The sequence below is a fragment of the Variovorax jilinensis genome, from assembly GCF_030316885.1.
Classification (GTDB): domain Bacteria; phylum Pseudomonadota; class Gammaproteobacteria; order Burkholderiales; family Burkholderiaceae_C; genus Variovorax; species Variovorax jilinensis.
Map to the genome: position 1 here is coordinate 53667 of NZ_JASZYQ010000007.1, position 20681 is coordinate 74347.

General features: G+C 61.1%; 15 protein-coding genes. 6 read left to right on the forward strand and 9 right to left on the reverse strand.

Going from position 1 to position 20681, the window contains the following annotated elements:
- Positions 1–42: 42 nt before the first annotated feature.
- From QTH87_RS21765 to QTH87_RS21775, 3 genes are read right to left on the reverse strand one after another with little or no spacing between them, the layout of a single operon-like run.
- Positions 43–966, reverse strand: a complete 924-nt coding sequence (locus QTH87_RS21765) for an HNH endonuclease (protein WP_286612155.1) — start codon at positions 964–966, stop codon at positions 43–45.
- On the reverse strand, positions 963–2855 hold the full coding sequence (locus QTH87_RS21770) for a DUF2075 domain-containing protein (RefSeq protein WP_286612156.1): 1893 nt from the start codon (positions 2853–2855) through the stop codon (positions 963–965). The genes QTH87_RS21765 and QTH87_RS21770 overlap by 4 nt, the downstream gene beginning before the upstream one ends.
- Before the next feature lie 12 nt (positions 2856–2867).
- Positions 2868–3218, reverse strand: coding sequence for a nucleotide pyrophosphohydrolase (locus QTH87_RS21775; protein ID WP_286612157.1), 351 nt, complete (start codon positions 3216–3218; stop codon positions 2868–2870).
- 294 nt (positions 3219–3512) lie between these two features.
- On the opposite strand from QTH87_RS21775, the gene QTH87_RS21780 reads away from it, so the two are divergent.
- Both QTH87_RS21780 and QTH87_RS21785 read left to right on the forward strand, forming a co-directional pair.
- Complete coding sequence (locus tag QTH87_RS21780) at positions 3513–8663, forward strand: RecQ family ATP-dependent DNA helicase (protein ID WP_286612158.1); 5151 nt, start codon at positions 3513–3515, stop codon at positions 8661–8663.
- 80 nt (positions 8664–8743) lie between these two features.
- Positions 8744–10096: an SNIPE associated domain-containing protein gene (locus QTH87_RS21785; RefSeq protein WP_286612159.1), complete on the forward strand. Its 1353-nt coding sequence runs from the start codon at positions 8744–8746 to the stop codon at positions 10094–10096.
- 202 nt (positions 10097–10298) lie between these two features.
- Here the strand turns inward: QTH87_RS21785 and QTH87_RS21790 are convergent, their stop codons facing one another.
- On the reverse strand, positions 10299–10496 hold the full coding sequence (locus QTH87_RS21790; RefSeq protein ID WP_286612160.1) for a hypothetical protein: 198 nt from the start codon (positions 10494–10496) through the stop codon (positions 10299–10301).
- Positions 10497–10510: 14 nt separating this feature from the next.
- Positions 10511–11374 (reverse strand): putative phage abortive infection protein, encoded by an 864-nt coding sequence (locus QTH87_RS21795; RefSeq protein WP_286612161.1) that lies wholly within the window; start codon positions 11372–11374, stop codon positions 10511–10513.
- 396 nt (positions 11375–11770) lie between these two features.
- Between QTH87_RS21795 and QTH87_RS21800 the strand changes: the two genes are divergently transcribed.
- The gene (locus QTH87_RS21800) at positions 11771–13570 is read left to right on the forward strand and encodes an AAA family ATPase (RefSeq protein WP_286612162.1); all 1800 of its coding nucleotides are present in this window, start codon (positions 11771–11773) and stop codon (positions 13568–13570) included.
- Between the two features lie 229 nt (positions 13571–13799).
- On the opposite strand, the gene QTH87_RS21805 is transcribed toward QTH87_RS21800, so the two are convergent.
- The gene (locus QTH87_RS21805) at positions 13800–14834 is read right to left on the reverse strand and encodes a site-specific integrase (RefSeq protein ID WP_286612276.1); all 1035 of its coding nucleotides are present in this window, start codon (positions 14832–14834) and stop codon (positions 13800–13802) included.
- Between the two features lie 413 nt (positions 14835–15247).
- Between QTH87_RS21805 and QTH87_RS21810 the strand changes: the two genes are divergently transcribed.
- Positions 15248–16417: a DNA-binding protein gene (locus QTH87_RS21810; RefSeq protein WP_286612163.1), complete on the forward strand. Its 1170-nt coding sequence runs from the start codon at positions 15248–15250 to the stop codon at positions 16415–16417.
- 238 nt (positions 16418–16655) lie between these two features.
- Positions 16656–16904, forward strand: coding sequence for an integrase core domain-containing protein (locus QTH87_RS26230; protein ID WP_444812826.1), 249 nt, complete (start codon positions 16656–16658; stop codon positions 16902–16904).
- A 59-nt stretch (positions 16905–16963) separates the two neighbouring features.
- On the opposite strand, the gene QTH87_RS21820 is transcribed toward QTH87_RS26230, so the two are convergent.
- From QTH87_RS21820 to QTH87_RS21830, 3 genes are read right to left on the reverse strand one after another with little or no spacing between them, the layout of a single operon-like run.
- A complete protein-coding gene (locus QTH87_RS21820) occupies positions 16964–17914 on the reverse strand; it encodes an acyl-CoA thioesterase (RefSeq protein ID WP_286612164.1) in 951 nt (316 codons plus the stop codon).
- The gene (locus QTH87_RS21825) at positions 17911–18675 is read right to left on the reverse strand and encodes an enoyl-CoA hydratase (RefSeq protein WP_286612165.1); all 765 of its coding nucleotides are present in this window, start codon (positions 18673–18675) and stop codon (positions 17911–17913) included. Before QTH87_RS21825 ends, QTH87_RS21820 begins: the two co-directional genes overlap by 4 nt.
- Before the next feature lie 3 nt (positions 18676–18678).
- Positions 18679–19470 (reverse strand): enoyl-CoA hydratase/isomerase family protein, encoded by a 792-nt coding sequence (locus QTH87_RS21830; protein ID WP_286612166.1) that lies wholly within the window; start codon positions 19468–19470, stop codon positions 18679–18681.
- 99 nt (positions 19471–19569) lie between these two features.
- On the opposite strand from QTH87_RS21830, the gene QTH87_RS21835 reads away from it, so the two are divergent.
- Entirely contained in the window at positions 19570–20679 is a 1110-nt protein-coding gene (locus QTH87_RS21835) for an Rv3169 family protein (protein ID WP_286612167.1), read from the forward strand.
- Positions 20680–20681: the final 2 nt, after the last annotated feature.

Consider the following 20681-nt stretch of genomic DNA (forward strand, 5'->3'; position numbering starts at 1 on the left):
AACGCCAGCGTTATGCTGCCTGCGAGCGCGGCGATCGGATCCTCAGGTCGAAGCGAGGAAGGATTCGAAGCGCATTGCCAGTCGATCTCTGTCAGGTCGATCCCGCGTTCGCTGTGGCAGATGAAGCTGCCCCAGGTGGAGCCGTTTCAAAGCCTCCAACAGGGGGCCATCGTTCTGAGCTCGCAGGCGCTCTGAGACGTGCACTTTGAACGACGGATCGATGCCGATGAGATGCGCGTCAAAGGCCGCGTGATGGATCTTCGACAGCGGGATACCGTTAGGTACAACGGGCTGCCCCAGATCTTCATGGCCGTCGGAGATGATATGTGCAGCATCGAGCAGCAGCGCCTCCGGTAAGCCGGACAACGCGCACCGTCCTCGGTAGGCCGCGATCACCGCGTCGCGGAACGACGCTTGGTGCAATCGCTGCTGAACCTGTCTCAGGGCGTAACGTCGTTCGACAACGTCTGTAGGAATCTCCGTTTGCCCCGGCATGCCAAATGCCACGTTCGCCTTGAGCGCTTGCCGATTCCATCCTGAAATGAAGGCCGGGATGATGGCCTGATAGCGTCCCGGCGACGTGCCCAGGAAATAGATGAAAGGGATCTGGGATTCGAGCGCCTCGCGCAGCCACACGTTGTCCGCTGCATCTGGGTTTTGACCCATGAAGGCATAGGAGACCGACTCCTGGCCTTCGTAGATCTGCTTGTGCACCTCGCGCTGGTCGTCGTACCAGACCTTGGCCCCTGACTTGGGATAGACCGTCCGGATCGAGAGCAGGTAGCGCATCTGTCGTGGCTTGAAAATCCCCCTTTGCGGATTGATCAACGGGAGGCGCTCCCCCTTGAACATAAAGCCGGCCCGCAGATGGTCAGAGCTCAGGTGGTCGTTCAACGCCGCCAAACGCCGGACATGCGCAAAGGCGGCTGCCCGGATCTCAGAGTCATCGCTGGAGAGGTCGCTCATAGGCCTTCGACTTCTGCCTGCGGCTTCGACCGCCTGAGATGCGTGCGGAAATGTGCCGCCAAATCTGGATCCGTGCAGTACACATAGCACCCCTTCATCCCGCGCGTCATGAGCGTGCGATACGTATTCCTCACGATCGCGTCCGCAAGGGCACGGGCTTTGACCGGGTCTTCCGCCAGCAGCTTTTTCAGCCCCTTGACCGACTGATCGGAAGAAGCCCGCTTCGAGGCGTCGGGGACCACGCTTCCATCGCGAAAACTCAAGTCCGGGCCAATGATCACGCCGACGTAGTCCAGCTCCAAGCCTTGGCAGGTGTGGATGCAGCCTACTTCCTCCATGGAGTCCGGCGCAACGATCCAGAGGCTGCCGTCCTTGTCCAAATTCCAACGGCGCTGGTAGCCAAAGTCGGGCAGGGTGATGTCCCAAGCTTGCGGGTCCCGCTTGCTGGGCCACTTCCAGCAATAGCCCGCCACCACCCTCGAGCGATTGTTCGTCTCGTTCTTGAGCGCGATGAGCGCATGCATCGCCGCGGGGTCATCGAAGACCCGAAAATCGTAGTCCGCGGTGTTCAAGCTCGAGTTGGCGGTCTGCCTCACGCCAAGGGTATGGTCCAGCCAGGCAAGGTAGCCGTCCGAGCCATTGCACCGGAACTGCGAGGACAGTTCGAGTTCGGTCACTTCGGCGCCGAGCGCCCGCGCATGCCGACGAAGCTCTTCCGTGTGGCCGATGTCAAACAGCGTGACGCGCTGGTCGTCGTCCACAAAGAACACGGTGCAGCGCGCGGAACGGATCAACTCCTTCACCTGGTTGTCGCCGAGGTTGCGGTAGAGGCCGCTTTTCTCGTTCAGACGGTGCGCCTCGTCCACAATCAACGTGTCGTGGCTGTCGGCCTCATCGTTGACGAAGGCACCGGAGCCGCTGAACAAGTTGCTGATGCGCGACTTCGAGAAAGTCCCTGTCAACTTGGCCTCGTACACCGCGCGCGGCGCAGCGTTCTTGGAAACGTAGCGCACGTTGCGCTCGCGCGCGATGAGCGCGGCGAGCAAGTTGATCGCCACGACCGACTTGCCGGTCCCGGGTCCACCCTGGACGATGACCACTTGCTTGCGCTGAGCGGCGCGGGCCTCCGCTTGCAGGATAGTTTCGTGTACCACCTTCTGGTCATCGATCAGTACGAACTCGGGCTTGCCTTGCAACAGACCCGCGACACTGTCGATCAGCATCTTGGATGGTCGGATGCGCCCGTTCTCGATCGCATACAGCGTACCCTTGCGGTCGCCGAAGCGCACATGTTCCCGGATAAAGGCCTGCAGCTTGCTGCGCTCGCGCATGAGGAAGAGCGGCGCACGATCCATGTGCGGCTGGTAGTGGGCGTGGTCGATCTCGCCGTCGCGCGGATGGTTGTGCAGGTAGGCACAGGGCTGCAGTGCCATGCCGCCATCCTGTACTGCGGCATTGAAGTCCTGCAAGAAGGTGGCGTACGACCAGGCCTGGTAGGACGGGTGCGGCCCCTCGCGTTCCGACGTGCGGCCACCGCGCCGTGCCCAGATCACCGCGTCCTTGTCACTGCGGCGCGATTCCGACCATTGCTTGAGCTCGATGATGACGACCTTCGAGCGGGCGGCAGCATCCTCGCCGGCAATGACGAAGTCGATGCGCTTGCGGCTCTGGGGCAACTGGTACTCGATCGCCACACCTGCATCCAATGGGATTTCCTCGTCCTGCAGCACCTTGGCCATCTCCAGCAAAGAGTACTTCCAAGCCTGAATTTCGGAGGGGCCAACGCCATAGCCCGTGGCACTTCGAAACTGTCGAGACACCACCTCTTCGATGTCGTCGCGCAATGCGTGGTGAAGGAAATCGCGCTTGTTGGCTTGGTAGATGATCACCGGGGTTCGCGCTCAAAGTTCGTTGTACTTCTTGCTGCTACCGCGCGCTTGATCGACGGGGTACTTCAAGTCGTTGAGCTGGAGCTTGGCCTGGGCGGCGGCGATCGGGTCGATGCCCAAGGCGCTGGCGAGCTGGACCAGATACAACAGGACGTCGGCCACCTCTGCGCCGACCGCGTCGCGCTTGGCGGGCGAGAGCGCCCGGCTCTGGTCTTCGGTAAGCCACTGGAAGTGTTCGAGCAGCTCGGCCGCTTCGACGGCCAGCGCAGCGCTGAGGTTCTTTGGCGAGTGGAACTGCTGCCAGTCGCGATCGGCAGCGAACTGTTCCAGCTGCTCGGCAAGGCCTCGGAGCGAATCGGTCATTGTCAGGATTGGCGCATAGTTGAGCGGCTGACTAGTTATCCGCCTAGCAGCTCGTTGATACCCCCTGAGTGGTCGAGTATGCCTTCGGAATGCGGGCGCCTTGCGAATGTCGCCACCCACCTTTGCGGAGCCGACAAGAGCCAGCTGGCCGACTACATTGGCATTTTTGCGAGAGTGAATCCGTCCATTTGTTCACGCGCCCTCGCAGCAGCGGGAATGGGTCACTTGTGTGGAGGCGTATCTTTCGGTTACAAGTGATCACTTCCTCACTATTGGCTACCTGCCTCGCCCTCGATGGAAACGCCCGTCGTCGATTCCTTGCGCGCACGTGCTCGGCGCATTGCCGCCGATGGCCGCTTCGTTTCCGTCGATGTCGAGGCCCATCCTGAGAAGGATGACCGGATCTTCGCGATCGGTGCCGTTCGTTCAGATGACACGGCCGGCTTCAGCAGCAACTGCTCGCCCGCCAAGGCACCCTCGGTGGCGGCTTCGCTCAACACCTTCGCCCGCGAGGGCAGAGCACTGTTGGGCCACAACATCCGCCGGCACGATGTTCCCTTGTTGAGAGATCAACTCCCTCAACTCGAGTGCTTGAGCTGGCCGGTGCTGGACACCCTGGAACTGTCGGCTCTTGCCTTCCCCAGCAAACCCTACCACCGGCTCGTCAAGGGCTACAAGCTCCTCAGCGACGAACGCAACAACCCGACCAAGGACGCGCGGGTGGCGCTGAACGTGCTCGAGGAGTCCGTCGAAGCGTTGCTCGAAACGAATGAGCAAGAGAGTTGGTGGCTGGCACTTCTGCATTGCTTGTTCCGCGACGACGAGGGCATGGCCACGCTGCTGTCCCAAATCCGCGAGGAGACAGCACCGTCCAGCGAAGCGGCAGCGCGCAGCGTTGCGAACCGCTTCGCCGGGCGCTGTTGTGCCACCCGCTTGCGCAGTCTGGCGCTGGACGTCGCAGGGGCAGTCGACAGCCACGATCCTTGGTCGCTCGCCTTCGCCCTCGGCTGGATCCGCGTCTCCGGCGGCAACTCCATCCTCCCGCACTGGGTCTTCCATGAACTGCCCGCTGTCCGACAGCTGATCGCCGACCTGCGCGAGATCGACTGCGGACACCCCGACTGCGACTACTGCCGGCTGAACCACCACCCCGAGTCGCTGCTGTCGATGCTGTTCGGCAAGCCGAGCTTTCGGCCGGTGCCGGCGGCGCCCGATGGCAGCTCCCTGCAGCGCGCGATCGTCAGCGCTGGTCTGGCGCGCGAAAGCCTGCTGGCCGTGCTGCCGACCGGCGGGGGGAAATCCATCTGCTACCAGCTTCCCGCGCTCGTCCACTACCGCCGCTCGGGTCGATTGACCGTGGTGATCTCCCCGCTTCAGTCGCTGATGCGCGACCAAGTGGACAACCTCATGAAGGCCGACATCCAGTGTGCCGCCACGGTCAACGGCATGCTCACCCCCTTGGAGCGACGGGATGTCCTGGATCGCATCCGCCTGGGCGACGTCGGCATCGTGCTGGTCTCGCCCGAGCAGTTCCGAAGCCGAACCTTCGTGGAGGCGCTCCGGATGCGCGAGATCGCGGCCTGGGTGTTCGACGAGGCTCATTGCCTGTCTAAGTGGGGCCACGACTTCCGGACGGACTATCTTTACGTCTCCCGCTTCATCCGGGAGCAGTTCCCGGGCCAGGCACCGGTGGCGTGCTTCACCGCCACCGCCAAGCCCGATGTCATCGAGGACCTCTGCAGCCACTTCCAAGACAGCCTCCAGATCGAGCTGAAGACCTTCCTGGGTGGCCATGAGCGAACCAACCTGTCCTATGCGGTCGTGCCCACCTCGGGTGGAGAGAAGCCGCAGCGCATCGTCGAGCTCCTGCGCGACGGCCTGCGCAGGGAGGACGCGGCCGTGGTGTTCTGTGCCACCCGCAAGAACGCCGAGACTCTCGCACAGATCGTTGCGCAGCAGGGCATCTCCTGCGGCTGCTACCACGGAGGACTGAGCGCCGACCTGCGCAAGGAGGCCCAGCGGCAATTCCTTGACGGCGAGCTGCAGGTGATCGCCGCCACCAATGCCTTTGGCATGGGAGTGGACAAGCCCAACGTGCGCCTGGTCATTCACGCGGACATTCCCGGCTCCCTGGAGAACTACCTGCAGGAGGCGGGCAGGGCAGGGCGCGACGGCGAGGAGGCTCGGTGCGTACTGCTCTTCGACGAGCAGGATGTGGAGACCCAGTTCAAGCTTTCCTCCCGCTCACAGCTCTCGCAGCGGGATTTCAGTGGCCTGCTGCGCGCCCTGCGCGACCAGGCGAAGAAGCTGGGCAAGGACGAGATCGTCGTGTCGGCCAAGGAGCTCCTTGCGCAAAGCAGCGGCACCGCCATCGACGTCGATGCGCCAGACGCCTCCACCAAGGTGACCACCGCGATCGCCTGGCTTGAGCGAAACGACTTTCTCAAGCGCAACGAGAACGCGACCAAGGTGTTTCCCGCGAGCCTGCGGGTGGCATCCCTGCAGGAAGCCAAGGACCGGATCGACAAAGCGAACCTGCCGGCCAGCAAGCAGCAGAAGTTCCTGGCCGTCGCGATCGCGCTGTTTCGCTCCGACACGCCGGAGGGCCTGAGCACCGACGAGCTCATGCTCGATGCCGGCATCCAACCGGAGGAGTGCTTTCGGATCATCCACCAGCTGGCCAAGCTCGGAATCCTCGTCAACGACCTCGGGTTGACGGTGCGCTTGATGTGCCGCGTGCGAGGTGCTTCTTCCATTCGCCTGGAATTCCTGTGCGCCATGGAAAAGGAGCTCCTGGACTTGATGTCGGAGCAGGCACCCGACGCCGATCAGGACGAGTCGCACCAGCGCCTCAACCTGCGAGCGGTCTGCACCGAACTGCGTACGCGGCTCAAGGCGGACGGCGAAACGGTGCAGGTAGACCCATCGCAGGTGCGGGCCTGCCTGCGCTCAATGGCCGACGGATTCGGCTCCGGCAACGACAAGCGCAGCATGATCCAGCTGCAGGCCCTGGGGGACGACACCCTGCGCGTGACCTTGCGTCGCTCATGGGCCCAGATCCGCAGGATCTGCGAGCTGCGACGCGCGGTGGCGCAAGTCACCCTCGATCGCCTGCTCGCGGAGGTGCCGGAGGGTGTCAAAGGCGCCTGCATGGTGGAGTGCAAGGCCCAGGCGCTGATCGATGCGCTGAACGACGATCTGGTCCTCAAGACCCAGTTGCGGGAACCCGAGGTGGCTCTCGAGAATGCCCTCCTGTACCTGCACCAGACTCGGGTGCTCGAGCTGGACAAGGGCCGCTCGGTGTTCCGCTCCGCGATGACCATCCAGATGCAGGGCGAGACCTCCAGGCGGTTCACCGTGGCCGCCTTCGCGCCGCTGGAAGAGTTCTACAAGGAACGAACCCTCCAGACCCATGTCATGCACGAGTACGCCAAGCTCGGCGCGGAAGACCCGGCGAAGGCCCAGGACTTGGTCAAGGCGTACTTCACGCTGCCGCACAAGCAGTTCATCAAGGAGTTCTTCCGCGGACGCACGGATCTGTTGGAGCGCAAGACCACCGACGAGTCCTATCGTCGCATCGTCGACGACCTGCAGCACCCTGTGCAGGAAGCGCTCGTCACCCAATCGAAAACGGGCAATCACCTGGTCCTGGCGGGGCCGGGCTCAGGCAAGACACGTCTGATCGTGCACCGCATCGCCTACCTGTTGCGGGTACTTCGCGTCAGTCCTGGCCGCATCATCGCGCTCGCCTACAACCGGAGCGCTGCGGTCCAGCTGCGCCGACGCCTCCAAGCGCTGGCCGGAGACGACGGAAGGGGCGTGTTGGTCATGACCTACCACGCCATGGCGCTACGCTTGACCGGCACCAGCCTCGCGGGGGCCGAGCGCTCGGCCAGCGTGGTCGACTTCAAGAAGATGCTCCAGGACGCGATCGATCTGCTCGAAGGCAGGAGCTCGGCGCTGACCGATGCGGATGAGCTCCGTGACCGGCTGCTGCAGGGGTATGAATACATCTTCGTCGACGAATATCAGGACATCGACGAGCAGCAGTACGCTCTGGTGAGCGCCTTGGCCGGCCGCCGGCGCGTCGATGCGGACAGCAAGCTGAGCATCATGGCGGTAGGGGATGACGACCAGAACATCTACTCCTTCAAGGGCGCGAACGTCGAGTTCATCCGGCGCTTTCGGGCCGACTACGAAGGAGAGCTCACGTACCTGGTCGAGAACTTCCGCTCCACCCAGAACATCATCGCTGCGGCCAATCATGTGATCCAGCGTGGCGCTGATCGGATGAAGGTCGATCATCCGATCCGGATCGACGCCCGGCGCAAGGACGATCCGCACGGGGGGCGGTGGGCCGCTCTGGACGAAGAAGGCCATGGCGCGGTGCGGCTCCTGACCAGCCCGACCAGTCCGAACCTCCAAGCTCAGATCGTCTATGCGGAGATACAGCGCATCCGGCGCATCGATCCAGCCGTGAAGCTGTCAGAGATCGCGGTGCTCTGTCGCACGCATGCCCCGCTGGAGAAGATGCGGGCGATCTGTGAAGTCGAGGGGCTTCCTTGCGAGATCACCGGGCCTGAGGCAGCCAAGGGGCAGATTTCGCTGATGCGAACGCGCGAGGGCTGGGCCTTGGCGCAAGCTCTACGCCGCCGCCAGGTGCGCATGGTTCGCTTGGGCGCGTTGCGCAGGCTGTTGAGTCGACAACGAGGCGCGCAACCCCGGAACGTAGCGCTGCAGGACCTGCAGGAGATCGTCGAGGAGACTGCTTCGACACTGCAGGCGGACGTCGTCCCTGCGGCGGAGGTGTTGGAACTTCTGTACGAGGCTGCCGGAGAGAATTCACGCGATGGCCGGGAGAGTGCCATCAAGTTGATGACGGCGCACGCTGCGAAGGGCCTGGAGTTCGGCCACGTCATCGTGATGGACTGTGCCGACTGGCGTTGGGACCATGAGGACGAGAGGCGGCTTCTCTATGTCGCGATGACACGTGCGCGGCAGACGTTGTCTTTGATGCGGGCTGAAGGCGGGCGCAATCCGTACCTTGTGGATCTCGGGACGGTCAGTGGGGTGCAGGACCGCTTGCCGGCAGTTCGACCTCAGCATCGCGCGGAGCTTGAGCGTCGGTACGTGCTGCTCGGGCCCGCCGGCATGGACATTGGATTTGCAGGGCGCAACCCGCCGGAGGACCCGATCCATCGTTCGATCGCTGCCCTACGTCCTGGCGATCGCGTAGAAATGAGGGGTCGTGCCCTTCACTCGATGAATGGCCAACTTGTCGGAAGGCTCGCCGCGAGCGTCGAAGAACGTCCATTGCAAGGAGGAGCCGCGCAGGTGATAGCGGTGATGGTGCGTACGCGGTCTCAGACGCCCGAAACATACTGGCCTTCCTTGAAATCCAATCAATGGGAGACGCCGCTTGTCGAGATTCAGCTGGGCGCATGAGTGCGAGAGCTGAAGACCAGAGCGACGAAACGAGAGTGTCCGTCGAACTTCCTTTCCTACATCCGAATTTCTCAGATCGTATGAACAACAAAAACCAGGCGAAGTACGAAGCCGTCAAGATCCCCTTTTTTGGAGCTAGGCGCCTCGCAGCCGAGCAGTCCATCAAGATCCAAGAGTTGCGCGATGAGCTGCGCGAAGCTACCAATCAACTTCAGCGACTAGGCGCTTTCTCGGTTCTCGAGATGGAAGAGCGGGCCAAGAAACTTGAGCACGAGATGGCTCACCAGCGACAAGCACTCGCCCGCGAGCGCGAAGCGTCCAAAGAGGCGCTTGCTCTTTTGTTGCGGAGGCAAGAGGAACTGCGGCAAGCCATCGTCGTCACGGAAGACGCTGCGATGCTTCAAGAGGTCGGAATCTACAAGTATCGCCATCCACTGACCGATGCTGTGTCGTTTCGCCTTGCACTCGACGTCGTGCAGGCAACCATCAAAGAAATGGCCAAAAAAGATGGCGGCGCCATCCAGGCAACCACCAACTGGACGGTGAACGGATCCATCACCGAAGGCAAGGCGATGGTGCGCGATTTCTCCAAGCTTATGCTGCGCGCCTTCAACGCCGAGGCGGACAACCTTGTACGTTTACTCAAGCCATATAAGCTTGATGCTGCTATCGAGCGGCTGCGTAAGGTTGCCTCCACCATCGAACGCCTGGGGCGCAGCATGGACATCCAGATTTCAGCGCAGTATCTACGCACCCGCATTGATGAGCTGTCCTTGACCGCCGACTTTCTGCAGAGACAAGCCGAAGAGAAGGAAGCGGACCGCGCCGAGCGCGAGCGGCTCAAGGAAGAGCGAAAGGCTCAACAAGAGCTGGAGCGCGAACGCGAGCGCCTTGAGAAGGAGCGCACGCACTACACAAATGCGCTTGCCGCGCTTGAGGCCAAGGGCGACTTAGAAGCGGTGGGGCGCATGCGCGATCAGCTCGCTGACGTCGATCGGGCGCTATCGGATGTTGACTATCGAGCGGCCAACATTCGCGCGGGCTATGTCTATGTGATCTCCAACATCGGCTCCTTTGGCGAATCGATGGTCAAGGTTGGCATGACGCGCCGGCTCGATCCACGGGATCGCATTCGCGAATTGAGTGACGCCTCGGTGCCCTTCAACTTTGATGTGCACGCACTTTTTTTCTCCAAAGACGCTGTAGGCATCGAAGGTCAGATGCATGCACGTCTCGGCGAGCGACGTGTGAACGCCGTCAACCGACGTCGCGAGTTCTTTCGTGCAACGCCGCTGGAGGCGAAGCTCCACCTGAGCGCGCTCGCAGGAGAGTTGCTGGAATTCGAAGACATCCCTGAAGCTTTGGAATTTCGGCAGAGTTCGTCACAGCGCAACGCAACTACCCTACCCGCAACTTCAACCTCGACACCTTAGGCGTCGGTCATCACGAGAGAAACGCCAGCGCTGGAAGGGCGGAATCAACGCCCATCTTCGATGCAGATTGATGCACTGATTCGAAATTCAATCGCGACAACCCCTTACAAAAGCGCCTAACGCCCGCTCTTTTTTGCCTTCCGTGCGGATTCGTACGCCAGGGTCTGAATTCCGAAGTCAACGCCGTGGGTCGGCAAATGCCTCACAGTCGTTGCGCTTTGATGCGCACCCGACCGAGGCGGGGATGTACCAGCACATCCGCGTAGGGGCCGATGTGAGCTGGCCCGATGCAGCGATCCATGGCCACGCCTTCCTTTCGTAGCTTGTCAACAACGTCGTTCAGGCGCTCAGAGATGGGCCGGCGCACAGCCATATCAATTTGCACCAGAAATGCGGTCACCCAATCCTGGACATCTACAGGACCTTCGGGGGTGCTCGCTCGTCCGGGTGAGCTTGCCAGTACTGCTCACGCTCGGTAGCAGACAACCGTGCAGTTGGGCTATAGCACCACGTCACGATTAGCCATTCCAACTCCGACTCTGCACCCTGCGGCTCGTGCTCGGCAATGTGCTTGAGCAACCCGAACTCCTCAACTAGCGGCTTGAAACCCCCTCCGTATTTTGACAAGCAGTTCAGGGCTAGCAGCAGTAGATGGCCCTTGCCCAAGGTTGACCGGGCGATGTTTGAGTAAGAGACTTTCTGCGCGTAGGGGAGGTCGGCGTTCTTGATGAACTTGAAGATGTGATATAGCGAGCGGAAGTACGGTCCCAGGGCGTGTTCGTTGGATGAATCTGTGTAGATACCCTCGTAGAATTCTCCAAGCCTTTTTGCGCGATGCTCGTTGCTGACGATGGTTTGAAGCCGAAGGCCAACGAACCAGTTGTACGTGGGCAGCTCAAACGCAATGGTCGCCGCAGCTTTTTCAAGAGCCACGACCCGCTGATAGAACTGCCCGTTCTCGTAGTCGAGAAAATCCATCTCGATCCGCACTGTCTGCGCGATGCGTTCATGAATTTCCATAAGATGCAGAAAGAGAGGCTCGAATGCCTGCAAGGCGAGTTGCCGCTGCGCCGCCCTCATTGCGGACGCTTGAAAAATAAGTGCGCCGCTGGCCGCCACGAAGGCGAGCGATGCGAACAGGGCGTTGAAGCCTCCGAACAAGTCACCTGACTGACCTGCGGCCATAAGGTCTGCACTGGCCGTAGGCCCGGCGAAGCGAGCCACCACCATACTCGCGCCTTCGTGCCCCCACCAGTGCCACGCGAGGAACGCGGTCACGACACCAGTAGCTATCGTGACGTAGGGCCAAGCCGCCAAGAACGTACGGTTACGACGAGTTCCGACCGCCCAGAGGCAGAGGCCTATGATCCAAGCCCACGCAAGTGCCGTTGTCCAAGAGTGCATTCGAGATCCGATGAATGATAGTCAATAGATGGGGTGATCGAGTTCGAGTTGGCAACTAGCAAGCTCCGGCTGAGCGGCCATCGCACCTCGACGACCTGCTCGCTTGGCGGCGATCACCACGTTGATCACCCAACTTGCTCCTGGAACTAGGTATATCTGCTGAACGCCATCGTTGAATGACCGCGCGACCACCATCTGGCACGCCTAGATCCAAACCCCTAGGGTCTCTCGATGCCGAGTAAGCTAGCGAACTTTTCGTAGACTCACCCAATGCAGATTAGCCAAATCGCACTCGACAATTATAAGAGTTTTAATGACAAGCAGATCCTCGACTTTGAGTCGGGCTTCAATTTGATTGTTGGCGGCAACAACTCCGGGAAATCGTCTGTTCTAGAAGTCTTAGATCTCGTTTACGCGTCAGAACCACATCGATCGCCAAAAACGCTTCCTGCGTATGGAGACGCAGTACGCGGAAACTCGAAGATGGAAGTCGCTTTCAGTACAACCACGCAGGAGCTTGGAAGGTTATTCGCCCCGCAGTCGTTTCGACTGCCAGTAAGCCAACCCTACAACGGGACCGCTATCGGGGTGGAGTACTTGCAATCGCTGATGGGGACAAACGCACCCCTAGCAGTTAGATTTAGTTCGACGGCCGAGGGCCGTTCGCTTTTGATCTCTTCAGGAACCCCTTTTGAAGGCTTAGTTAGTGAATGGCAGAATCCTTCAATTGCATGCGCAGCTATCGGCCCGGGACCAGTGGGCGAATTTTTAGTGTCTGACTTAAGTTCGCGTCAAATAGGCGGAGAAGTTGACAGTTTCTATCAACAATTTAAGAAGAGAATCTACAAGTTCGGGGCAATGAGAAGGCCTGGTTCTGAATGTTCGATGACGAACTCTCCGATCCTTGATCGAGAAGCGATTCAACTTCCTTACTTCATAAACCAACTGCAGACCAGCGATGCGCATGGGCACCGAATGCTTTGTGAATGGGTGGCGAGAATTCTTCCGAGCATTGCATGGGTGCAGTCAACCCCAACAGGCAACACCTTCTCTCTGCAGTGTCTGCCAACTCCTCCTGAATCTCAACGCAGCGATCTCGCGACTCCTTTGGCGAGAATGGGGTCCGGCATAGGAAACATCATCGCGATACTCTACGTGGTCTTGACGGCTCGCGACCCTCAGGTCATAGCAATTGATGAGCCCAATGCCTTCCTGCATCCTCGTGCTTTGCGTGAACTGCTCGCAATCTTGGAGACCGAGGGTAGGCAGCATCAATACTTGCTCACCGCACACTCCGCAGATGTGCTGACAGCAGTCAACACAAAGACAATTAGTTTTCTTGAGCTCAAGGAGTATGCTACTGTCGCAACGCAGACGAGACAAGCTGATCTCCATTCGCTTCAAGGCGAACTTTCTAGGCTTGGCTTACGTGTGACTGATCTGCACGCCAAGGATAGTGTTTTGTGGGTAGAGGGTCAGTCGGAAGAACTGGTAATGCCAGAGCTCCTTCGATTTGCATGCCCCGAGATCGCGGCAGGAACTGCAGTGCTTCGCGTCGAACACACCGGCACGTTCGAGTCCAAGCGAAAGAGGTCCATGGCGCCCGAAGAAGTCGCTTCGATCTACGCGCGTCTTTCCGGCTCGTCGGGCCTTGTTCCCCCAATGGTTTGCATACTGCTGGACGCCGAGAAGAGGAAGCCGAAGCAACGTCAAGAAATTGAGAATAGATCCGGTGGGAAGCTTCGATTCCTTGATCGCCGCATGCTGGAAAACTATCTCCTAGAGCCCAATGCAATCCATGCAGCTCTCAACGAAATAGGGGCTTTCTTCACAGTTTCACAGATAGAGTCGACATTGGCAGAACTCGTCCCAAATCAAGATCCAGAAGTGCTTGAAGATATTGATGGGGCAGCAGTCCTTAGCGAGTTGTTCTCGTCGATTTCTGAGGCCACGCAAGAGTTTAGAAAGACAAGAGATGTACCGGCTCTAGTCACCTGGCTTCTAGAAAACAAACCAGAAAGCTTGACCGCACTGAAGGCTTCCTTGAGGCGGATTGCAGGGCTTGTGTGAGCTCAACTGAGCACCTCATCGCCCTTGCGCGCTTCACAGATCGAGTCAACTCTTCTTCGCTGAACGTCTGGCCGCCAACCTACTGCTGGTGCTTGGCGAGGTGCTATCGCACACCGGATAGTCGTCTTAGGAGGACGTAGAGCGGAGGTTGTGGTCGCGGCGCTCGATGCCGGCTTGCGCTGATCGAGCAGGATGAGGACGTGCTCGACTGAACGGCCGAAGCACCCGTTTAGGCCTTTTCGGAATCCTGCTTCCCTAAGTCCATCATTCGAGCCACCGCGCTCGCCTGTGCCGCCCCCGCCCTGAAGTACCCTGCCACCGTGTCCGTGCTCCGGTGTCCCGTCATAGCCATCGTCTCCTGCAGCGGCATGTTCTGCCGCCCAGCCTCGGTCACGAACCCCGAGCGCAGTGAATGCGCCGAGAAATCCTCCCCCACACCGGCGAGCGCACACCGCCCCTTCACGATGTCCCGCACCGCCGTCCCCGAGAGCCCGTCGGTGCCGAGCTTGCCGTTCTTGAGGATGCGCCGGAAGAGGGGCCCCGACGCGATGCCGCTCGCCTTGAGCCAGGCCTCCAAGGCCACAGCGGCTGACCCGACCACCGGCTTCACGTCCTCCGCCCGGATCTTCCCGTTGTGGTTCGTCTTCGAACTCGCCAGCGTGTATAGGTAGGCGCCTTCATCCCCGCGGTGCAGGTTCTCGAACACGGCTTCTGACACCTCTGAGCGCCGGCGCCCGCCCGAGGCCCAGGCGAAGAGAAGGAGGGCGCGGTCGCGTTTTCCTTTCAGCGAGTCGTCGCAGGTCTCCAGCACCGCCTCCAGCGGCTCTTTGGTCAGCGCACGCTGCTTGTGGGGCAGGGCGTTGCGCTTCGCATAGGCCTTTCGCGTTTTGCTCAGCAGGGCCTTCACCGCCGGGTCGACGCACGGGTTGGGCTGCTTGGAGACGTGGTGGGCCATCGAGAGCACCGAGACCCGGTGCACTAGGGTGTTGAGCGCCGGCGCCCCCAGCTTTCCCTTGAACCCGGCTTCCACCAGCGCCTGGTCGATCTCGGGCGGCAGCTGGTGCTCGAGGCCGGCCTTGGTCGAGCGCTGGGCGTGGTCGACGATGAACTGGACGACCACGGGGACGGCAACCGGCAGCGCCATCTGCCGCCCGTAGCGCGCGCCGAACCAGGCGGCCCAGTAGCGCATGGCGGCGCGGTACGCGAGACGGGTGTTGTCCGACTCGCCCTCGGCCATCAGGTCGTGCGCGGCTTCCTCTGCCATATCCGACAGCTGGCTGGGGTCGAGCAGCGCGTGGTCGTTTTTCAGGGGCACCAAGGCCTTGGTCACCTTGGGCACCTGGGACGACGACGCTTTCTCAGCAGATTTCATAGATGACCTCCATCGGCATTAGCTCAGCGGACAGCCACAGACGAAGTCCACGTCAGATCGCCTTAGCGTCATTTATCACACATCGCATGTATGATGTCTAACGTATATTCTACATAGTTTCCGATAATCTATTATTATCGCAAGTAATAAGCATGGACTAGCGATGGATCCGAGAAGTTCGCCAGACCCGGGTGACATGAAGTTCCAACATCTGCGACGTGAACGTCCATCCGCAGATCTCGGCCCGCGCCGGGCAGAAATGTTGGCCGTTTAGATTCCCCGAGCTTGAAAGGAGTGAGCCCCACATGACCACGACTGACAACATCCCGGTTTCCGTTTCTTCACCGTCTTCAGCGGCGACGCGAAGTTCGACGCACCGCTTCGCGCGTCGGCCCAGCACGCGAGGCGTTCAACTCGAAGACGTGCTCACCGCAGCCGACGAGATCGTGGCCAAGGGCCAGAAGCCCACGATCGAGCGCGTGCGCCAACACCTGGGCAGTGGCTCGCCCAACACCGTGAGCCCCATGCTCGATGTCTGGTTCGAGCGGCTCCCGCAGCGTCTGGCGGGTCTGGCCGCGCCGCAGGCGCGCCCCCAGCTCGACGGCCCTCCGCTTGCCGTGCTCCAGGCCGCCGAGCAGTTATGGGACGTCGCCCGACGCGAAGCCGAGCAGGTTCAGGTCCAGAAGGGCGAGGCGGACCGGCGCGAGATCGAACTCCAGCGTGACGCCCTCGCCCAGCAGCATGCGCAATTGCAGCAACGCGAAGCCACGTTCGAACAGTCCCGCACCCACCTCGACAAGGCGCTGGCCGTCGCCGAGCAGCGCCTTGCCGAGAAAGAGGTGGGGTGGCATGCGCAGCAGCAGGAGTCCGCACGGATCTTGAGCGAAACAGCAGCGGAAGTGCGGCGCCTGCGCAAAGCACAAGAAGAGGCTTTAACCAGCAAGGAAGCCCTGCGCGAGAAGTCAGAGATGGCGCTCGGCGCTGCGCAACGCGACGCGAAGGAAGCGGAGCAACGTCACGACGCCCGCACACGCCGGCTCCTTGCCGACATCGATCGCGAACGGGTGGCCGCGCGCCAGGCCATGGCCGACCTGAAGAAGGAGCAGAGTGCGCGTTTTGCCGAACAGGACACCTCGCGCGCCGCGCTGGAGGCAGCACGACAGGCACTCCAGGCGGAGAAAGCCGCGCGCACCGATGCCGCCGCGTCCTGGTCGCGTCAAGAGCAGGCGACCCAGATCGAGTTGGCCACGCTTCGAGAGCGCGCCGGCGCAGCCGAGCAACGAGCGGGCGACCTTGCTTCGCAGCTGATGCACCAGCAGGCGCAAGTCGAGCGCGAGATGGCACAGCTGCGCGATAGCCACGCAGCGACAACCGCCGCGCTGCGGCAGCTTGAGGCACGAGAGGCGCGTGATGAAGTCGATACCGGGAAGAAATCGTCCGGCCGGCCACCGCGAGGAAAGAAGTCTTCTGGCTGACCGCGGGACGACATCCAGTCTGTGCGCACGTCGACGATCCAATCGCCCCACCCCTAAGACCCACGCCCTGCAGACGCGCGCCAAGCGCTGGCCGCTGATCGACGACCAGCTTCACTCGACTGATCGCGCATGAGGTGTGGGAAGCCAACAGACGCCTCCCGGCGGTAGAAAGAAACCTTCGAAGTGTCAAAAGCGAAAACGCACAGTGGCGAAGCGCGGCAATGGCATCGCTAACCTCATGACCTTCTGGGCTAAGGCGCCCAATGAATGGGCGTGGCGGCGAGACGTGAAGCTGAACTACACGATACCGGGAAAGCCAAAGGACAATGGGTTGATCCAGTCATTCAACGGTCGCCTGCGGGATGAGTTCCTGAATGTCAATGAGTATCAACCCGCCCAAACTCCCACTTTAGAAGCGACCGAAAAAAGGGGGAGATGTCACACAGCATTGGGAACGGTGAGCTTGATCGCGGATGGTTGGACTTGAGCAAATCCTACAGCGGACGCGCAAGCCAGCGCTATGTATCCGATGCTTGGAAAACGTCATCATGAGGGCCCGGAAGCTCGCGCAGATGCGCAGAAGGAACTATTACCAGATTGCGCGGCAGATGCCATCAGGCATTCCTGCGTGACGCTAGCGACCAACCGCCCCGAACGATCGTGCGCGCGGCCTATGGCAAGACCGCGGCCATCGGAAGCACTTGGGCTCCAGGTGTCGAAATGAAGCCATTCGTCCGCGCGAAACGGCCGATGCAGCCACAGCGCGTGATTGAGGCTTGCAACATAGAGCTTTTCTGCGTGAGCTGCTAGCGGATCCAAGTGACCACCGACAGCTCCGTAGTTGAACCACCAGTCGGACAGGTATGCGAAAGCAGCAGCATGCAAATGTCGATCATCAGCCAATCGATGGCCAACACGCGCCCAGAAGCGAAATCTGGGCGCCGGCAGCTCGAGCCGCATACGCGCAGAACTCGGAGGCAGGCGAAGGTCCAGCACGGGCCGCACATCGTGCAGGTATCCGAGCACGCTCTGCACGTGCCGCGCCAGATCGGTCGGGAGGTCGCCCAGCCCCGGCATGGATGTAGGATCTTCCGCGCGCGCAAGAGGCTCAATGGGCCCCATGTGGTCGGGACCGTCGATCGGAACAGCGAAACTGACCTGCACATCGAACACCGTGCGCTCACCAGCCTGCACGCCGCGCACATGGCGCGAGGAGAAGCGTTTTCCATCCTGCAGCGCCGTCACATGAAAATCGATCGGCTGGTCGTACTGCGTACCTTGCAGAAACATGAATTGCATCGCGGTTGCGGGCCGACCGTCCGGCACGGACAGGCTCGCGGCCATCAGCGACTGCGCCAGCACTTGGCCGCCAAACGCGCGGCCGTGTGAATTTGGATCACCCAAGCGATTGCGGAAATGCATAGGAGCCTGCGTGTCGAGCGCGAGCAACTCGGCCAATTCCACACCGGCCCAGACCGACAGACCATCGGCGCTCAAACCTTTCGCTCCCGCAGCCGTGCGAGCCGCGCGTCGATCTCGGAACGCCCAACCGGGGTGTTCATGGCGAGCGATGCAGCCCGCTCCATTCGTAGCGCCTCGGCGAAGCTCAGTCTTGCTCCGTTATCGAGCAGGCGTTTGTAGGCAACCAGGGCATCGGGCACCCCCATCAGCATCTGGCGGGCAATCGCCTCGGCTTCGAATCTCAAGCGATCGGGCACCACGACGTGGTTGACCATTCCCCATGCCGCAGCCTCCTCTGCGCCAAGAAAGCGTCCGGTCAGCGCGAGTTCTTTGGCGCGATTCAAACCAACGCGCTCCGCCAAGCGTACTGATCCTCCCCAACCGGGGAGCAGGCCGACTTGCACATGCGTATCGGCAAATCGGGCCTCCGTGGACGCAATCAGCAGATCGCAAGCGAGCGCAATCTCCAGCCCCCCCGTAACGGCAATACCGTTGATCGCGCCGATCAACGGACCGGAAAATCGAAGAAGCGCTGCGACCGCATCGTGTTCGTAGGCGCCAGCTGCCACGACTTCTGGCGCGGCCCATTCGTCGAGATCCAGGCCCGCGGTGAATGCACGGCCCGCGCCGGTGAGAATCAGCACGCGCACTGCCGCATCGGCTTCAAGCGCATCGACCGCCTGCGCCATTTCTTGGCGTAGGCCAATCGACAACGTGTTGAGCCTATCGGGACGGTTCAGGATCAGGGTGGCAAAACCTTCGTCGGAACGCTCGACGAGGATGTGCTTGTAGGCCACGTCTCAAGCGCCTCGAAACACTGGCTTTCTGCGTTCGGTCAGGGCCGCAATGCCCTCCTGCGCATCTGTCGTTGACGCCACTCGGGCGAGGGTCAAGGCCTCGTCCTCCAACTGAGATTCGATGTGGGCGGCACCAGCACGCAGGAACAGGCGTTTGGTCTCTGCGTACGCGACCGTCGGCCCACTTGCAAACGCCTTCGCCATGGTCATGGCTTCATCCTGAAGGGACCCGTCGGGCACAACGCGATCGATCAATCCGGTCTGCAGGGCTTCGTCGCTCTTTAGAACTTCCGCCAGCAACACGAAGCGCCGGGCGCGCGATGGCCCCATCCGCGCGGTGAAAGTGGCGCTCGAGCCCGAATCGCAACTGAACCCGAGCTGCGCGAAAGCCGATCCGATCCGGGTTGACTCACCCGCCACGACCACATCGCATCCAGCCATCAGCGCCGCTCCGCCCCCCATTGCGAAGCCTTGCACTGCAGCGACGATCGGTACTGGAAGCTGCCACGCCCGCTGCAGTCCCATATGGAGGTCGGCCGTCCAGCGACGCACCAGCGGCCCCAGGCTGTCGCGGATCGGATAGAACTTCTTGAGGTCACCTCCGACGCTGAAATTCGCCCCGTCAGCACGCAGGAGAACGGCTCGCAGCCCCCGTATGTCCCAAAGGTCGCAGAATACCTGCTTGAAGTCCTGCGTAAAGTCACCGTCGAAGGGATTGCCGCGTTCGGGCTGGGCCAGACTGACGACGGCGAGACCGTCCTGCATCTCGACGCGGATCGAAGAAGTCGAACTCATGGATGTATGCCTCCGGTTGGGTCATGGTAAGTGCTATAGCGTACTGTACGCTTGTGAATTACTATTGGCATTCGTAATTCCCCGAAGGCCACGCCGCCCATGCTGACACCTCAGGACGACCTCATCGGCCACCAGTTGCCGACCACTTTCGATCAGATCGATAACAGCGACCCCGCCTGGATGGAGCGGCTCTGGTACACCGGGCATCCCGTCCCAGGCGGCGAGATCATTTTCGACGTCGGCTTGGGTTATCACCCGAACCGCAACGTGATGGACGCCTTCGCGGGCGTAGCGGTGCCCGGTCGGCAATGGAACTTCCGGGCGTCACGTCGACTTCGACCCGACCCGCTGACCACCCACGTCGGGCCGTTGTCAATCACTGTGCTCGAAGGCTTGCGCCACCATCGCATCGCCCTGGGAGAAAACAGCTCGGGTCTGCGCTTCAACATTGAGTTTCATGCCACCGTCAATCCCCATGAGGAGAAGGCTCACATGCGCCGACGTGACGGAAGAGTCACTGAGAACATGGCTCGCGCGCAGCAACTTGGCCGCTACACAGGTTGGCTTGAATTTGATGGGCGGCGCGTCGAGGTCGATGGCTGGCTCGGCCAGCGCGACCACTCATGGGGCGTTCGATCCGAGATGAGAACGGACGAAAGCAGCCCTCCACTGACTTTCTATCCGCCGTTCTTCTACTGCTGGACAACGGCCCAGTTCAAGGATCGTGGACTGCACATCTTCTTCAAGGAACGCGGCCCCGGGGACAAGATCTACCTCTCGGGCGAAGAAGTATTCACCGTCGGAAGCAAGGTTTCGTCACGGAATCAACTGGTAGACGTGATCCACGAGGCCCAGTGGCACGATGACCCTCACGGGCAATCGATGGAATCGGCGACTTTTAAACTCAGATTCGCAGATGGCAGCGAGCGCCCTATATCGATACGCGTTCTGCCGACCAAGTACTTCTTGAAGGGCGGCCTGTATGGCGGCCTCAACGGCTGGTTCCATGGCGACGACCGCGGCAAGCTCTACTTCGAGCATGAAGTCTGGGACCTTGCGGATCCGGGCACACGCAAGCTCGTCCGTACCCTCGCTGACCAGGTTGTCGAGGTGCGCGACGGCGACGATGTGGGCTACGGCATCATCGAGTACGGGGTCGGCAAGGGCTTCGAGATGTACAAATCAGTGCAGGAGCATCCGCCAATCTGAAA

Excerpts from the sequence above, each read along its gene's own strand:
- QTH87_RS21800 (WP_286612162.1), top strand. The coding sequence starts at position 11,771 with ATGCAGATTAGCCAAATCGCACTCGACAATTATAAGAGTTTTAATGAC.
- QTH87_RS21810 (WP_286612163.1), top strand. The coding sequence starts at position 15,248 with ATGACCACGACTGACAACATCCCGGTTTCCGTTTCTTCACCGTCTTCA.
- QTH87_RS21805 (WP_286612276.1), bottom strand. The coding sequence starts at position 14,834 with ATGGCAGAGGAAGCCGCGCACGACCTGATGGCCGAGGGCGAGTCGGAC.
- QTH87_RS26230 (WP_444812826.1), top strand. The coding sequence starts at position 16,656 with ATGACCTTCTGGGCTAAGGCGCCCAATGAATGGGCGTGGCGGCGAGAC.
- QTH87_RS21775 (WP_286612157.1), bottom strand. The coding sequence starts at position 3,218 with ATGACCGATTCGCTCCGAGGCCTTGCCGAGCAGCTGGAACAGTTCGCT.
- QTH87_RS21780 (WP_286612158.1), top strand. The coding sequence starts at position 3,513 with ATGGAAACGCCCGTCGTCGATTCCTTGCGCGCACGTGCTCGGCGCATT.
- QTH87_RS21765 (WP_286612155.1), bottom strand. The coding sequence starts at position 966 with ATGAGCGACCTCTCCAGCGATGACTCTGAGATCCGGGCAGCCGCCTTT.
- QTH87_RS21785 (WP_286612159.1), top strand. The coding sequence starts at position 8,744 with ATGAACAACAAAAACCAGGCGAAGTACGAAGCCGTCAAGATCCCCTTT.
- QTH87_RS21830 (WP_286612166.1), bottom strand. The coding sequence starts at position 19,470 with ATGAGTTCGACTTCTTCGATCCGCGTCGAGATGCAGGACGGTCTCGCC.
- QTH87_RS21835 (WP_286612167.1), top strand. The coding sequence starts at position 19,570 with ATGCTGACACCTCAGGACGACCTCATCGGCCACCAGTTGCCGACCACT.